The organism is Neobacillus sp. Fa239 (assembly GCF_055395235.1).
Map to the genome: position 1 here is coordinate 4,240,548 of NZ_AP041611.1, position 15,813 is coordinate 4,256,360.

Annotated in this window: 19 protein-coding genes and 1 other annotated feature; all 19 genes read right to left on the reverse strand. The window is 40.3% G+C overall.

Annotated features, from left to right (window positions below; translation table 11 throughout):
• Nucleotides 1-195 precede the first annotated feature (195 nt).
• Nucleotides 196-489, reverse strand: a complete 294-nt coding sequence (rpmA, locus tag ACZ5XR_RS21020; RefSeq protein ID WP_026572313.1) for a 50S ribosomal protein L27 — start codon at nt 487-489, stop codon at nt 196-198.
• On the reverse strand, nt 490-831 hold the full coding sequence (locus ACZ5XR_RS21025; protein ID WP_464498393.1) for a ribosomal-processing cysteine protease Prp: 342 nt from the start codon (nt 829-831) through the stop codon (nt 490-492). It lies immediately after the preceding gene.
• Between the two features lie 15 nt (nt 832-846).
• Nucleotides 847-1,155, reverse strand: a complete 309-nt coding sequence (gene rplU, locus ACZ5XR_RS21030) for a 50S ribosomal protein L21 (RefSeq protein ID WP_464498395.1) — start codon at nt 1,153-1,155, stop codon at nt 847-849.
• Nucleotides 1,156-1,168: 13 nt separating this feature from the next.
• Nucleotides 1,169-1,251: a sequence feature (ribosomal protein L21 leader region), on the reverse strand.
• A 47-nt stretch (nt 1,252-1,298) separates the two neighbouring features.
• A complete protein-coding gene (locus tag ACZ5XR_RS21035; protein ID WP_464498396.1) occupies nt 1,299-2,762 on the reverse strand; it encodes an Rne/Rng family ribonuclease in 1,464 nt (487 codons plus the stop codon).
• Between the two features lie 44 nt (nt 2,763-2,806).
• Nucleotides 2,807-3,673, reverse strand: a complete 867-nt coding sequence (locus tag ACZ5XR_RS21040) for a M50 family metallopeptidase (RefSeq protein WP_464498397.1) — start codon at nt 3,671-3,673, stop codon at nt 2,807-2,809.
• The gene (locus ACZ5XR_RS21045) at nt 3,666-4,442 is read right to left on the reverse strand and encodes a peptidoglycan DD-metalloendopeptidase family protein (protein ID WP_464498398.1); all 777 of its coding nucleotides are present in this window, start codon (nt 4,440-4,442) and stop codon (nt 3,666-3,668) included. Before ACZ5XR_RS21045 ends, ACZ5XR_RS21040 begins: the two co-directional genes overlap by 8 nt.
• A gap of 282 nt (nt 4,443-4,724) precedes the next feature.
• Complete coding sequence (gene minD / locus ACZ5XR_RS21050; RefSeq protein ID WP_464498399.1) at nt 4,725-5,528, reverse strand: septum site-determining protein MinD; 804 nt, start codon at nt 5,526-5,528, stop codon at nt 4,725-4,727.
• 1 nt (nt 5,529) lies between these two features.
• The gene (gene minC / locus ACZ5XR_RS21055) at nt 5,530-6,210 is read right to left on the reverse strand and encodes a septum site-determining protein MinC (RefSeq protein ID WP_464498401.1); all 681 of its coding nucleotides are present in this window, start codon (nt 6,208-6,210) and stop codon (nt 5,530-5,532) included.
• 111 nt (nt 6,211-6,321) lie between these two features.
• Nucleotides 6,322-6,837: a rod shape-determining protein MreD gene (mreD, locus tag ACZ5XR_RS21060; protein WP_464498402.1), complete on the reverse strand. Its 516-nt coding sequence runs from the start codon at nt 6,835-6,837 to the stop codon at nt 6,322-6,324.
• Nucleotides 6,834-7,715: a rod shape-determining protein MreC gene (gene mreC, locus ACZ5XR_RS21065; protein WP_464498403.1), complete on the reverse strand. Its 882-nt coding sequence runs from the start codon at nt 7,713-7,715 to the stop codon at nt 6,834-6,836. Before mreC ends, mreD begins: the two co-directional genes overlap by 4 nt.
• Before the next feature lie 54 nt (nt 7,716-7,769).
• Complete coding sequence (locus ACZ5XR_RS21070; protein ID WP_464498405.1) at nt 7,770-8,792, reverse strand: rod shape-determining protein; 1,023 nt, start codon at nt 8,790-8,792, stop codon at nt 7,770-7,772.
• Between the two features lie 136 nt (nt 8,793-8,928).
• Nucleotides 8,929-9,600, reverse strand: a complete 672-nt coding sequence (gene radC / locus ACZ5XR_RS21075; protein ID WP_464502396.1) for a RadC family protein — start codon at nt 9,598-9,600, stop codon at nt 8,929-8,931.
• A gap of 53 nt (nt 9,601-9,653) precedes the next feature.
• On the reverse strand, nt 9,654-10,226 hold the full coding sequence (locus tag ACZ5XR_RS21080) for a Maf family protein (protein WP_464498406.1): 573 nt from the start codon (nt 10,224-10,226) through the stop codon (nt 9,654-9,656).
• Nucleotides 10,227-10,449: 223 nt separating this feature from the next.
• Entirely contained in the window at nt 10,450-11,553 is a 1,104-nt protein-coding gene (locus tag ACZ5XR_RS21085) for a hypothetical protein (RefSeq protein WP_464498408.1), read from the reverse strand.
• Between the two features lie 129 nt (nt 11,554-11,682).
• On the reverse strand, nt 11,683-12,528 hold the full coding sequence (locus ACZ5XR_RS21090; protein ID WP_464498409.1) for a hypothetical protein: 846 nt from the start codon (nt 12,526-12,528) through the stop codon (nt 11,683-11,685).
• Nucleotides 12,525-13,424 (reverse strand): PilN domain-containing protein, encoded by a 900-nt coding sequence (locus ACZ5XR_RS21095; protein ID WP_464498411.1) that lies wholly within the window; start codon nt 13,422-13,424, stop codon nt 12,525-12,527. Before ACZ5XR_RS21095 ends, ACZ5XR_RS21090 begins: the two co-directional genes overlap by 4 nt.
• The gene (gene pilM, locus ACZ5XR_RS21100; RefSeq protein ID WP_464498412.1) at nt 13,424-14,419 is read right to left on the reverse strand and encodes a type IV pilus biogenesis protein PilM; all 996 of its coding nucleotides are present in this window, start codon (nt 14,417-14,419) and stop codon (nt 13,424-13,426) included. The genes ACZ5XR_RS21095 and pilM overlap by 1 nt, the downstream gene beginning before the upstream one ends.
• Before the next feature lie 16 nt (nt 14,420-14,435).
• Nucleotides 14,436-15,197 carry a prepilin peptidase gene (locus tag ACZ5XR_RS21105; RefSeq protein WP_464498413.1) on the reverse strand — a complete coding sequence of 254 codons (762 nt, stop codon included), beginning with the start codon at nt 15,195-15,197 and terminating at the stop codon, nt 14,436-14,438.
• 37 nt (nt 15,198-15,234) lie between these two features.
• Nucleotides 15,235-15,720, reverse strand: a complete 486-nt coding sequence (locus ACZ5XR_RS21110; protein WP_464498414.1) for a prepilin-type N-terminal cleavage/methylation domain-containing protein — start codon at nt 15,718-15,720, stop codon at nt 15,235-15,237.
• Nucleotides 15,721-15,813: the final 93 nt, after the last annotated feature.

Below are 15,813 nucleotides of genomic sequence, written 5' to 3' on the forward strand. Positions count from 1 at the left end.
GCTATTATCTGTTAGTATATCAAAAAAGTAACCATGCGTAAGCATTTTTATACGAAAGATGTCAAAAAGAGGAATAAAAAGAGGCTTATTTTGAGGTATACCTTGAAGTTTCACTCTTAATTCCAAAAAAACAATTTAATATCTTATAGAAAAAAGAAAACTCTAACCGGACAGGTTAGAGTTTCCGAATGAAACTTACGCTTCTTGAGCTACAGGATAAACGCTCACTTTTTTGCGGTCACGACCTAAACGTTCAAATTTAACAACGCCGTCGATTTTTGCAAAAAGAGTGTCATCACCGCCACGGCCTACATTTTCACCTGGATAAATCTTTGTACCGCGTTGACGGTAAAGGATTGAACCACCAGTTACGAATTGTCCGTCCGCACGCTTAGCACCTAGGCGCTTCGCGATAGAGTCACGTCCGTTCTTTGTAGAACCTACTCCCTTTTTAGATGCAAACAACTGAAGATCTAATTTTAATAACATTTATTCCACCTCCTGCTTTTTGAAGGTAATTTTTATGTGCTTTCCGTATTCTTCTTCAATCGCTCGTAACGATACAGCCATTCCTTCAAGAAGAAGCTGAACTTTTTCATGAGTCTCCTCCGGAAGATTTTCCGGAATTACACAGCGGAGAAAGCCAGGCTTATTTTCAAATTCAGGTGTAACACCAGTTAACACATGAACAGCGTTAATAGCACCAACAGATACGGCCGAAGCCCCAGCACAAACGATATCCTCGCCATGCTTGGCAAACTTGGCATGTCCGCTCATTGTAAACGAATGAATCGAATCGGACTCAGTACGATTAATCGTAATTTCAATCATCTATTCTTCAACACCTTACGCGTTGATTTTTTCGATGATTACTTTAGTGTAAGGTTGACGATGACCTTGCTTCTTACGGTTGTTTTTCTTCGCTTTGTACTTGAAAACAATGATTTTCTTCGCACGGCCTTGTTTTTCAACTTTAGCTGTAACAGTAGCGCCTGCAACAACAGGGCTTCCTACTTTTACATTTTCACCGCCAACGAAAAGAACCTTGTCAAAAGTAACAGTTTCGCCAGCTTCTACGTTTAATTTCTCAATGTAGATTGCTTGGCCTTCTTCAACTTTCAATTGCTTACCGCCAGTTTCGATAATTGCGTACATGAACTGCACCTCCTTATAAACTCAGACTCGCCATACACAGGCGTTTATGCTTTCCGCATAACACTTAATACCTGTTCTGCGCGGTTGTAGCACGGGTGCTACAAACATAACATTAAAACTTTAACATAATCTATTTAGGTGTGTCAATAGAATTCAGCAGTTTTTTGGGCAATCTCACTTTCGGTTCCAAACTGCTTGATCAGATAATATGGCGAAACCGCAGAACCAATGGAATAATAAATTTTCATCTGGAGGGTTTCTTCTAATAAACTTTGAAAGCTGCCTTCCATTAAAGTTTTAACGGCATCGGTTGTTTCAACTAAGACGGCTTCATAATCTGAATTCCGATGCTCAAGAAGTTCCCGCTCAAGCCGAAATGCAACAGTTTCAGCACTTAAGATTCGTCCTGTTCCCTCACAGACCGGACATTTCCTCTGCAATGCCTCTGACAGAGTAACTTTGGTCTTCTTTCTTGTCAGCTGGAGGATCCCGAGCTTAGTAAAACCAATCAGTTTAATTCGTTTTTCATCCTTACGTAGTTCTTCTTCGATGATTTTTAAAATGTATTGCCTGTCTGCTTCCCTCATCATATCAATAAAATCAATCAATACAATCCCGCCGATATCCCGTAAACGGAGCTGGCGAACAATCTCGCTGGCGGCGAGTGCGTTCGTTTTTAAAACCGTTTCCTGATAGTCCGTTTTGCCGGAAAATTTCCCTGTATTCACATCGATAATAGTTAAAGCTTCTGTTTCATCAAAAATTAAATAGGCCCCATTTTCAAGCCAGACAATTCGTTTCAGCGCTTTATCAATCTCATGTTCCAGGCGATTCACGGAAAAGATGTTCTGTTTGCCATTATAGAAGGTATATTTCACATTATGGTTTGAACTGTTTTCCTCGAGCCATTTTTTTAATGGCAGGTCATCGATAACCGCTTCACCCGTATTCATTTTCCCAAGCATCTCAAGAATCGTTTCAATAAATGTATCCTTTTGAAAAATAAGCTGCGGCTTTTTGGTCAACGCCGCTTTCTGTAGCATTCCTTCGTATTGATAACGGAGCTGCATCAGTTCCTCTTGAATTTCCGCTTCGGAACAAGAGATGCACGAAGTTCGAAAAATAATGCCTTCCTCTTCTGATTTGAGGCGGTTACCCAACCGGCGAAAGGCTGCCTTTTGTGATTCATCGGCAATTTTTTTCGAAACCGCCACATAGCGGCCATGAGGCATATAGATGAGAGAACTACCTTGAATCTCAATAATCCCGCTTACTCGGGGTCCCTTTGTACCCGTCGCATCCTTCTGAACCTGGACGAGCATTTTTTCACCTTGATGAACAAAAGAAGTAATGGGCAACTTGTCTTTATCTGTTGACAAAACATAGGCAGACAGCAGATCGCGATGCAAATAAGCCTGGGATTCTTCGCCGATATCAATAAAGGCGGCATTCATCCCAGGCAATACTTTTGTTACGGTTCCATAATAAATATTTCCAACTAAAGAGCGATGCTCCGGTCGGTCAAACACGATCTTTTCAACCCGGTGGTCTCGAAGATAGGCAAATCTTTTTTCCCTTGCAGCATAATTGACAATTAACGTTTCCAAACGAGCGGCCTCACTTTATTCATTGATGATTCTATTATACCTTTTCAATAAGAAAATAGAAGGTCGCTGATTTTATCAGTTAAACGTTTTTCAGCGAAATAGGCGTGTAATAATTCATTTTCATCTAATGTTCCTTTTTCCCTGCCATCTCCCTCGACAATAATCGGGTGCTTGCAGCCGCGCTGGAATTTCTCCAAAACATGGATAAGCATTTCCTGTTCATCTGCTTGGATGGGCTTTAATAATTGGAGATCACTTTTTTTGCCATAATATCGTTCAAGAAGAAAACGCATGAAAATAAATCGACGCTGCTTCCATTCGTGATAAAGTGAGAAATATAAAAAGGCAATCACAACCCAAACGTTGAGATGTGTGGGTGCAGTCATTAATATCAGGAGAGAAAAGATACTTAGGCTAATAAAGGATATAATTAAAGTGGATCGATGGGCGTTCGGAAAAGCTTTTTGTAACGATAGCAGTAAAAAGACAAGTTTTCCACCGTCTAGCGGCCATACCGGAAACAGATTAAAAAAGAATACCATCAAATTATACTGATAGAATAACTGAAATAAATCCAATGGAATCAAGGAAAAGGAGTTCAATAAAAACGCCAGACCCACCATCCAAAGATGCTGGAGGGGACCGGCAAGCACGACAATCGCTTCTTCTTTTAACGGGCGGTTGCCGTGCTCATCCATTTCCGCCACACCTCCAAAGGGCAGGAGCGTGATTTTTTTGATTCTCCAGGAAAAAAAAGATGCCGCAGCAGCATGCCCCATTTCATGGATAAAAATGATGCCCAGAAGTAAACACACTTCAAGAAAATGGGCAGAAGCAATAGAGATGGCGATCACAATCCAAAGTAACGGATGGATATGGACATGTCGAAGTAAATCAATGGCTCTAGTCAAAGCGGATCACCTGAATGGGGTCGATGAAGGCATCCCCTTTTTTAATCGCAAAGTAGTACTTTCCTTTTGTTTTATCAGCGCCGGTTGAATCCGAAACTGTACCAATGACCTTTTTCTTTTCCACAAAGTCATATAATTTAACCTTTATATCGGCTAAATTTCCATACCATGTTTCCGTTTGATCCGGGTGCTGAATAATGACGGTCTTTCCCAATCCATCCTTTATACCGGCAAATATAACATTACCCTCATTCATCGCTTTAACAGATGCGCCTTTTCCTGTTTCAATCATGATGCCTTGTCCGTTTTTTTCAAAGTTTTCAAGGATTTTCCCTGAAGCCGGAACAGCAAAGTTCTTTTGGACGGTGGTTGTATTACTGGGTTTGTCCGATCCTGTGAAAGGCAAAAGAGCCAATGGCTTACCGAATTTATCCTCATACCACTTTGATACAGTGGCAAATTGAAAGTCCGTATCCATTGATTTCGTAATAAAATCCCTAGCCGGATTGAATGTTGCCGATTGATTCCGAAATAAAATCGCAACCACTAAAAAAAGACAAACCGAGGCCAATATTTTAAATAGAAATACTTCTTTTTTAAATAATGGGTGGCCATCTTCTTCAGGTCCGCTCCCGGAAGTGTTTATGTTGTTGAAGCCATATTTTTCTTCATCTCCCGGCCATGAAATAATCTGTTCTGGGCTATTCCCTGTTTCTTTTTTTCTTTTGGCAATTCGTTTCCGAATTTCATCCGGTGTAGACCGCGACATACCCATTCACCCTTTTCTCACGTTTTGTACAAGTCTATGTGCGGGTCTACATTTGTATGCTATATTTCAGTGGATATACTCGTTTGTAGATTTCCGCTCCGGGCGCTCGCTTTCCGCGGGGAGGTCCGGGAGCTTCCTCGGCGCTAAAGGCGCCTGCGGGGTCTCCCGTGACCTCTCTATCCCGCAGGAGTCGGACGCCCTCCGCTCCAATCAACATTCGACTTTAACACCTCCAAATAAAAAGAGCCTGTCCAAAAGATTACGGACAGACCCTTAAAGAGATTATTTTACACCGAAAAATTTCTTTAATTTAGAAAAAACGCCTTTGTTTGGTTCTTCGAGCGGTTGAAGCGGGATGGATTCTCCCAGAATCCTTCTGGCAATATTCCGATAGGCAAGTGAGGCCCGGCTGTTTGGATTTAGAGCAATGGGCTCGCCATGGTTACTTGCCTTAATTACCTCTTCATCATCCGCCACAATCCCAAACAGCTCGATGGACAAATGCTGGGTAATTTCATCGACATCAAGCATGTCACCGCTTTTCATCATATGATTGCGAATACGATTGATCACCAATTTAGGAGGTTCCATATTCTGTTCTTTTTCTAATAGACCAATGATCCGGTCAGCGTCACGAACGGCGGAAACCTCAGGAGTTGTCACAACAATGGCTTTATCTGCTCCGGCAATGGCGTTTTGAAACCCTTGTTCAATGCCTGCCGGGCAGTCAATGATTATATAATCATAATCCTGTTTTAAATTAGTAATTAATTCCTTCATCTGCTCCGGTTTTACAGCGGATTTATCAACCGTTTGAGCTGCCGGAAGCAAAAACAATAAATCCTCAAATCGTTTATCTTTAACCAAAGCCTGATGAATTTTACATCTTTTTTCGACTACGTCTACAAGGTCATAGATAATTCTATTTTCGAGGCCCATTACAACATCAAGATTCCTTAGACCTATATCTGTATCCACTAAGCATACTTTCTTACCTTGAAGGGCCAATGCTGTTCCAATATTAGCAGAAGTTGTTGTTTTGCCAACGCCGCCCTTACCGGATGTAATTACAATTGCTTCTCCCACTTTAATGTCCCCCTTCTAATCTCGTTAAATTAGGCCTTAAATGGATTAAAACTTGCAATCTATCTACGATGATTTTGCGGTCTTCATCTATATAAGCACATTCCATTTCCCTTTTCTCTTTATTATCAGTGGAATCAGGAGCCCGATTTAAACAATCGCTGATTCGCAGCTGGGTTGGTTTCATACTGGAAGCAGCAATGATTGCATCATCATTTCCATTAACACCGGCATGAGCAACTCCCTTTAAGGCACCCATAATAAAAATATTCCCTCCGGCAATCACGGTGCCTCCCGGGTTCACATCCCCAATAAGCAGCAAATCACCCGGAACCTCAAGGACTTGGCCAGAACGTATGATTCGCGAAACGGATACGATATCCGTTTCGTCTTTCAGCCGTTTCGCTTCTTCCTTTGTCATTACATTTGATTCGATATCTTCAACAACCAAATTCTTTTTTTGGCGAATCAGGCTTTTTAATTCTTCCGATTGGGCATCCGTTAAATAGCGATTACCTATTTCAACTTTCACAGCAATTAAATGCTTCTCTTCTTGTGTAACTAAAGTAGAAGTAAGCTTTTGGTCGAGTTCATTTTTCAATTCTTCTAAAGAACATGTATCGTCAAGGTGAAGAACTATGCCATCCTTCGTTCCCTTTATTGTAACATTTTGTCGTTTTGTCATGGAGAAATACTCACCTCAAAGTTCAGAAAGTGTCCAGTATACACACCTGCATAAATAATTCGACACTTCTCGTCCATTCTCCTTTTTTTGCTTTTAAAAAACACAGCAAAATTATTCATCTAAAGCCTGAGCATATTTTTCAAACTGCAGTTTTAATGGATAGCCGGCCAATAGAAGAAAAACGGCATTCAATAGAAGGGTTGGGTATAATCGCAATTTGAGAAAATTCATAAAATCGATATCCGTAATATGGATCAATGAATCCATTTCATAAATGCCAATTTCCAAAAAAGCAATACCCAAAAGTGATATCAGGAAGACAACGATCATATTTGTTTGCATCACATTCATTATTTTCGAGATGATGTAGGCAACAAACGGAAATAGAAATAAATCAATGCCAATAATTTCAATATAAACAATATCGTATAGCAAGCCGAAGATCATCGCATAGATAATCCCTTGTTTTTTCCCTGTATAAATCGTTAATAAAAGAATTGCAGCAAAAAGAAAGTGCGGCACCCAAATGTTGTCCTTGCCTAAAACATCTGCAGGCCAATATTGTGCAAAAATGCTCTCGATGATAAAAAGAAAGAAAAATAAAAGAGGAAGGAGAAGTTTTTTCACAAATTCTCCTCCTTACCGTCATTCATCGCTGTTTTATTAGGTTGCGGCATGATTCTCTTGATGACAATCACATTTTCAATATCATAAAAGTTAGCTCCGGGAGCCACTAAAGCTGTCTGATTCAACCCATATTGATCCGGTTTTACATCCACAACCTTACCGATAAGCAGACCTTTAGGGAATACACCGCCCAAACCTGAGGTAATTACCACTTGACCTTTCTTAATCTTAGCATCGGAAGGAATGGTCTTGACTAAAAGTAATTTTTTTACTGGATCATAGCCTTGGACAAATCCAAACGAATCTTTGTCGCCTTGAACAACGGCAGAGATACGATTTTTTGGATCCATGGCACTTAATAATTGAACGGTCGAACTAAAATGATTTACATTTTTTACTTTTCCAATTAAGCCGTTAGCTGTGACAACAGCCATATTTTGCTGTATGCCATTAATACTGCCTTTGTCGATAATAATCATTTCATGCCAGCGATCAGGGTTTCTGCCAATAACCGTTGCCGGTAATGGCTGATAATCACTCAGGGTCTTTTTCTCTCCGAGAATATTACGCAAATCATCATTGTCTTTTTTCAGACCTTGGACTTGGGACTCAAGGCTGACAAGTTCCTCGACACGGGATTTTAATTCTTTATTCTCTTGATATGTATTTTGAAGATCCTGGAGATTTCCAAAAAAGCCTGCTACTAAATGGGCAGGCTTAGAAACCAGGGATTGAACCCAGCCGACCGTGTCTTTGACAAACTGCTCCGGCCAGGTTAGCTTACTTCTCTCCCTTAATGAAAACCCAATCAATGCCACGAGAACAATAATACTGACAAGCAAAACAATCAGACGTTTATTCAAAAAAAACTGTGGCATGATTATACACCTCTATAATTTCTAATAAAAATAAGTAGTTAATATTTGAAGGATTTATCTTGAATCCTTCGCTCTGCTCTTAAATACATGAATTTGATCTAAAGCCCTGCCAGTACCAATTGCCACACAATCAAGCGGATTTTCTGCAATAAGGACAGGCATTTTCGTTTCTTCGCTAATGACCTTGTCCAAATTTCGCAATAGAGCACCGCCGCCGGTTAACACAATCCCGCGGTCCATAATGTCAGCCGCTAATTCAGGCGGGGTTTTTTCTAATGTATTTTTCACCGCATCCACAATGGCATAGACCGTATCCTTTAAGGCAACGGCAACTTCTTTAGCGGTAATTTCAATTGTTTTTGGAAGACCTGTCAATAAATCACGACCGCGAATCTCCATATTTTCAATTCCATCAGGACTGCCTGCAGAACCAATTTCCATCTTAATCGTCTCAGCAGTACGGTCACCAATCATTAAGTTATAATTTTTGCGGATAAATGAAATAATCGATTCATCCATTTCATCACCGGCAATGCGGATCGATTGGCACGTAACAATTCCGCCTAATGAGATAATGGCTACTTCCGTTGTCCCACCGCCAATATCAACCACCATGCTTCCGGTTGGTTCCCAAACCGGTAAATTAGCACCGATCGCAGCAGCAAAAGGCTCTTCAATCGTGTAGGCGTCCTTCGCACCCGCTTGTCTTGTCGCATCTATTACCGCTCTTTCTTCCACTGCGGTAATTCCTGAAGGCACACAGACCATCACATAAGGCTTACCGGAAAAAACGCTTTTGCTCTTTTGCGCTTGACGAATATGGTATTTCATCATCGCTGAAGTCGTTTCAAAATCAGCAATGACGCCATCTTTCATCGGCCGAGTCGCAACCACATTCCCGGGAGTCCGTCCAATCATATTTTTTGCATCGTTCCCGATGGCAACAATACTTTTGGTATCCGTTTGAATTGCCACTACCGATGGTTCCCGAAGGACAATCCCTTTTCCTTTCACAAATACAAGGGTATTCGCAGTTCCTAAGTCAATTCCAAGGTCTTTAGAACCAATTCCAAACATAATGTGTATCTCCCTTTCAATCATTTCCATAAGGTATGTACTACCTGTTTTTTATTTCAGTTCAAATTATCTAATTCAAATGGCACTAAAAAATCATAACCAATATTATAGCCCAACGTCAAATAAAATCATAGTGTTATAAATATCCTTTTTCCTTTAAGCTAACAAATTTATTTTCCCCGATAATTAAATGATCGAGCACTTCAATCCCAATCATCTTCCCACACTCTACAAGCCTCTTTGTCACCTCAATGTCCTCACGGCTTGGTGTGGGGTCGCCTGACGGGTGGTTATGCAAGGCGATGATCGAGGCAGCCGAGCGCTTTAAGGCTTCGCGAAAGACCTCGCGCGGATGGACGATGCTTGCGTTCAGGCTTCCGATAAAAATCGTTTGTTTGTGGAGCACTTGATTTTTCGTGTTTAAATACAAGCAGACAAAGTGCTCCTGGGACAAAAAGCGCATATCATTCATGACATAATTTGCCCCGTCTTCCGGTGAACGGATCGTGTACCGATCATTGAAGGACAGGTTGGCCACTCTTCTGCCGATTTCTACAGCCGAAAGAATCTGGATCGCCTTTGCGGTACCGATTCCTTTTATGGAAGTAATTTCTTCAAGAGTTGCAGCCTTTAACAGCCGCAACCCTTCAAAATGAGTCAATAGCCGATTGGATAATTGCAGAACCGATTCATCTTTCGTACCGGTTCGGAGGAGAATCGCAATCAGTTCATGATTGGATAAACTTTGTGGGCCATGTTGAATAAACCGTTCTCTTGGACGTTCATCTTGAGGGAAATCACGAATCATTAATGAATTAGTGGACACTCTTTTTCCTCCCTTAATGGGGAGTTAATGAACAATTAATACGGCAATGGATATCCGCATTGTTTTAACTCACGAATCGTCCTTGCAACAGGCAGTCCGACAACCGCAAAATAGTCTCCATTTATTTTTTTGACAAGCATGCTCCCTAGCTGCTGGATGCCATATGCACCTGCTTTATCAAGCGGTTCGCCGCTTTGTACGTAGAACGCGATTTCTTCGTCCGTTAACTCCCAAAACCAAACTTCCGTTTTTTCATAAAAACGCACTTGACTTTTTGGAGACATAATTGAAACACCTGTGTACACATCGTGCTGCTTACCTGAAAGCATTTTTAACATCTTGCTGGCTTCTGCCTCATTCGCTGGCTTACCTAAGATTTGACCATTCGCAACCACAATAGTGTCAGCACCTATCACAAATGCATGACTGTTTTTCTTAAAAACTACCTGTGCCTTTCGATTGGCAAGCTCCATCACTACCTCCTCAGGAGAAAGTCCTGGGTCAAAGCTCTCATCAACATCACTGCTTGAAATCGCGAAGGTTAAGCGGAGATTTTCTAGAAGTTCTTTTCGCCGTGGAGAAGAAGAGGCTAATATGAGGTTTTGCATTCCATCACCATACCTTTATGCAACGTATTAGGGAGATACAAAATAATCGTATCAGAAATTGTCGAAGCAAACAATTTTTATATCATTAAAGTTTGATAAAATTTTACAATTTATTCATATAGATTGATAAAATAAAGAGAGCCTATTCCATTTTTGGATAGGCATTGAAGGAGTGGGTTCATTTCCCGGAAAATATCAAATTCTCGACAACCATGTCGAAAAATTATAGCGAATAATAAAGTGCCAGGAAGTTTAATAGATATTGCTGGGCATCGATTAGGTTTTTAGCCTCTTTTGATTTTTGAAAGTCTTTTAGTTTTGCTACCGATTGAGATAAATCTGCTTGCAGCTTTTTAATATTATCATTTTTCAATTGCTTACTGCTATTGACCTGCTGGTCTAACTGCGAAATCAATTTGCCCGATTGATCCGATATGCTGCTTGTTAGAACCGCAGAGGAGGTAACGTTTGAAAGCTGCTGATAGGATTGGAGAGCTGATTCTAAAAAGGCTTTGTCATCTGCCGTTATATTGCTAATTGTCTTTTCCGGAATTGAGATGGAGTGGGCCCAGACATCATTAATTCCTTGACCAATATAATAGCTTCCAAGCTTTTTGGCTGTGTCAATTTTATCTGAAACCCCTATGAATAAATAGTATTGCTTCCCATCAACCTTGACGGAGCTTGACGGAGCCCCGTTATCGGCCAATTGTTGTTCTGACGAATATGCTGAATCCTTGGAGGAAAAGACACCCCCTTGGACAACAAAAGCTGTAAAAGGCTTGATAACGGCTGAAGTGGTGCTAACCTTCGTATTCGTTGTTTCTTGATTCATTACTGCCGCAGGCTCTGCTGTCGTTTTGTTACTCTGGTCTGTGCTAATCAGCTTAAGCATAAGAATTCCAAAGCCAGTGCCTAAAATAATCGCACAAACAGTAGATAAAATAATGGTCCGAAAGTCCTTTATACTACTCTTTTTAAGACTTGGAATAATCGAAGAAGCTTTCTTTTTCTCGACCTTTTTATTTTTCTGGGAACTGACAATCTTGAATTCCTCGATTTCATGACCGGATGATTCCGGAATAATCCAGTCAAAGCTTTCATCGTCTATCGCGTCTTCTGCAGCGGCAGTTTCTAAAAAAGCTTCTTCCTCATCCGGTTCTAATAAAACTTCGTCCTTCACAGTTTCGGGATCTATTTTAATGACTTCTGGCAATAGCTGCTCCTGACTGGGTTCCGCTTCAATTAATTGAGGTTCTCCACCAATATTTTTGGTTTCTTGATTTAATTTAATGGTGATCGTGTTGCCCCGGTTAGGCTTGTCCACTCTTCGTACCCCTCTCTACTTATTCCTAATTTAACCCATCCTACCATATTGACAAAAAAAAATAACAAGACTTTTGTCGTCTTGTTATCGAATGATTTCGCCAAATTTTTTGTACGATTATGACAGTGCTTATTTTGTCAGTGTCGGTATATCAGCAAACGTGCTTAATGGGTTTTCCTTACCGGCCGGTGCCGGTGCGTCGATCTTTGGCAACTGTGCCTGAAGGTCAGTTAATCCTGGCATATAGTAGGCTGAAACTGTAAGACTGTAGGTAAACGGCTGGCTGTCCTGACCAAGTGAAGTGACTTCTGGAGGTCCAGAGTAGTTAATCGATTCAACCACAACAATTCGTTTTAACGATTCCAAAGTACCGACAAATTTTTCAAAGTCCTCATAATTTGGTGATTGAACGCTCAGACTGACCGTCAGCTTTTTCATCCCAGCAGGCGGTGCATCTGCTTGCTGTTGATTAGCTGATGTTTGGGTGGATGCTGCCTGGTTTGAAGTTGTTGTGGTTGTCCCATTAGAGCTGGTACCATTCTGAGCTGTTGAACCGGCAGTAGCCGTATTTTGACCAGTCGCCGTGATTTGCCCGTTATTCGCATTGCCTGCCCCTGCTTGAGTATTTGCCGAAGTGACATCCGCGTCCTGTGAGAAGCTCATCGATTTAATCAAGCTACTGGAAATCGTTTCAGCCTTTTCCAAATCTAAAATAAACTGGTCTTCAAGCGGCTCAACAGGAACTTTCATTTGCAATTCCCTTGTATCTTCAGACGTAACCGTTGCGGTTTCCGTCTTTTTTTTGCTGACGATATCCAACAAATTTTGATCATTCGTTAATTCCTGCTGCTTAGATGCTAAAGCGGATTTTGCCGGCGATAAAAATAGGAATTGAGCAAAAACAATAAGGAGAGCTGTTAACAGAGCACCGCCCCCTAATATTAACTTATCTCTTTTTGAGAAACGAAGCCTCATGAACCAGCCACTCCTTCCTCATTCTGCTTGCTCTTTTTTAAAACCTTTTTAATATAGTCGTTATTAAATTTGATTTCAAAGCTTCCAGTATAACGCGGCAGATAATTATCACTTGTTGAGCTATTGGCAGCTGCTGGACTGCTCGTTGCATTATTTGCAGTACTCGAATTTGTTGTTGTACCCGTCGAACCGTTTTGGGTGGTCTGCTTAACTGTTGTGCCATTTTGGTCAGACTGAAGCACGGTTGTCGTCGTAGTGCTGTTTGTTTGATTTGCAGAATTCGTGCTATTGGCTGCTGGATTTTGATTAGTACCACCAGCAGTATTTGTGTTATTCGTATTAGATGTTGTACCGGTAGTGTTCGTAGCATTTGTTTGATTATTTGGAACAGCTGAATTAGCAGCTGTGTTGCTTTCAATGGTTGTGGTTGATAAAGAACTTAAGGAAACTTCTTCAATCCATTTCGATTGCGTTAAGCTATCCAGAAAATAAGCTGCTTCTCTTGAACTATCAAATTGAACGGAGAGAGTGACCGTCCCAGTTTCATTATAGCTAAATGATTGAATAAAGCCGCGTTCCGGCAATAATGATGATAGGTAGCGCATAACCGGGACTGTTAGAATCGGATAATTATTGGCCCAATCAATCGCACTCTTTAACTGGTTTACAGAATTGGATGATTCCACTGCTTGAGCATTGCTTTGTTCTTTATCAGCAAGATTCTTCGTCATCGAAATTTGTTGATCTACGGAAGCCATTTCATTATTGACCGAATGAATCTGCAAATAATAAATTCCGCCAATCATTAATAATAATGCTAGTAGACTGCCGATTGTAAGAATCAGGCCCAATTTTTTCGGTTCTTTTTGCGGTAACAGGTTGATTTCTACTAGCATTATTTCACCTCTTTTAAAGCGAGCCCTAAAGCCAGTAAATGATTTTCTGGTACGCTTTCAGATTTTCCTTTTAACTCATTTTCCAGAGAAATTTTTTCAATTGGTACCTCAAATCTCTCTTTCATTTCATCATAAATCGCGGTAAGCATCGGATGGTCTCCATTTAAGAGGTACTTGGTGACATCCTGCTTCTCACTGCTAAGAGAGTATCTGTAAAAATCATGAAGCATATTGATCTCTCTAAAAATATCTTCAATTTGAATCGCCAGTTCTTCCGATTCACCGATATATTTGTACTCCATGATCCCTAATCCGCCGCGCTTCATTTCCCAATGATCCGGATTGAACGGCAAAGGAAACTGACGCATGACAAGCGGTACCGTATCTTCAAAAATACATAAATTAACACTTGTCAAATCAAATTGGACGGTAAATAGGACTTCATTACGGCTCTTCATATCGAGCCGATAATATAAACGATACAAAGCAAGCGGTGATATATCGGCCGCAATAGGGTTTAATTTTAGCTTGAAAAATAATTCGGCATATTCCGTGACAAATTGCTCAGGAGCAGCAAATAATAATAAATCCTTCGTCTTGCCATTATCATTCAAAAGGTAATAATCAAAAACCGGTTCTTCAAAGGGCAGGTGAATACTTGAACCAAGTTCCAAATAAAGATATCCCTTCAATTCATCATCCTGAATTTCCGATGGTATCGACACTTTTCTTATGATAACAAGCGGATCAGGTACGATGAAGCGGATGGAACGACGCTGAATTTTCCATTCATCAATACATTCCTCCAGAATGTTGGACAGGGATTCAGCATCAGTTATTTTACCCTCACTAATAATCCCAGCTGGAAGATAGCGCTCGTTCCACCTCTGTACTATAGGAGGATCCGCCTGCTTTAGTTCAACAAAACGAATCGAATGATCATTCAAGACAAGATTAATAATTCGGTTTTTGGGTGCGAAGAGGGAAAAAGCCATATCATAAACCCCTTAGTTATATTCCGTGATTTAGAAATTGCAAGTACAAGTTGATTAAATCCGATCCCCAAAAATAAGCAGTCAATGTTCCTGCTGCAATAAACGGGCCAAATGGAATGGGCTGGCGCCTTTTGACTATTCCTAAAATAAGTGCTAGTCCGCCAATAATTGCCCCATATAATGTTGATAAAAAGAAGGATAAAAGTACTAGTTTGACACCTAATACAAATCCCAGTAAAGCATACAGTTTCACATCACCAAAGCCCATTCCGCCTTTACTAATCAGAGCAATGAATAGCAATAGAAGGAAGCCGGCAACCATCCCGAAAAGACTGTCCCACCAAGGACTTAAGGGCAAAAAGATTCGTTCCAATAAAAAAATCCCTGCAAACCATAGTAAAATTTTATCAGGGATGATCATATAGTGAATATCTGAAACAATGATTATCATAAAAAGTGAAATAAGTGTTAAAGCAATCACTAACTCCCAAGACCGTCCGACCAAGTATGGTGCTGCTGCAAATAAAATTCCAGTTAATAGTTCAAAAGTTGGATAAATAGGAGAAATCCGCGACTTACAGCCGCGGCATTTTCCCCCTTGAAGCAAGTATGAAATTACTGGTATTAGCTCGTAAGCTTTTAACTGATGCCCGCAGGTTGGACATGCCGAACGTGGGGCAACAATAGATTTCTTCAATGGGGTCCTAAGACCGACAACATTAAAAAAGGAGCCGAAGATACATCCATATATAAATATAATAAAATATAATATCTTCATTTATTTAATTTACACTTTCCTTTTAATATACATAAAATTATGGAGAAACTAATCCACGATTAAAATCCTTAGATGAAACACTGGTACCATCTGTTTTGATTACCGATATTCCTCTTTTGCCAGTACCAGCAACCTCTATAAGATTAACTCCAACAACTTTCCCATCTTGAATCTGAACATATGAGACGGTAGAATCAGCTGCGCTAAGTGTTGTTCCTTTCGAATATGCTAACGAATCAGGGCTATCTACAGGGTCAAGATAATTTTTAGTTTCCAAATCATTTAAGGTTAAAAAATGAGGACCTGTTTGTAACGTAGCGTCCGATGCAATCGCCATTTTAGCAGCATTAAGCATTTGTTGAGCATTTGCCACATGCGCATCTTTTTTAGAATTGTCAATTAATCCTAAAATAGATGGAATTGCAATTGCTGCAATAATCCCTAAAATAACAATAACTGCTAGTAATTCAATTAGTGTCATACCCTTTTGATCTTTTACTTTTTTCTTTAAACTTTGAAGCATTCTTTCATCTCCTCTATGGTTCTTTGAACCTATTATTATAGTCCTTTTTATTATACTTTAATTGATATTTAATTAGAAGTAGAAAATATATTT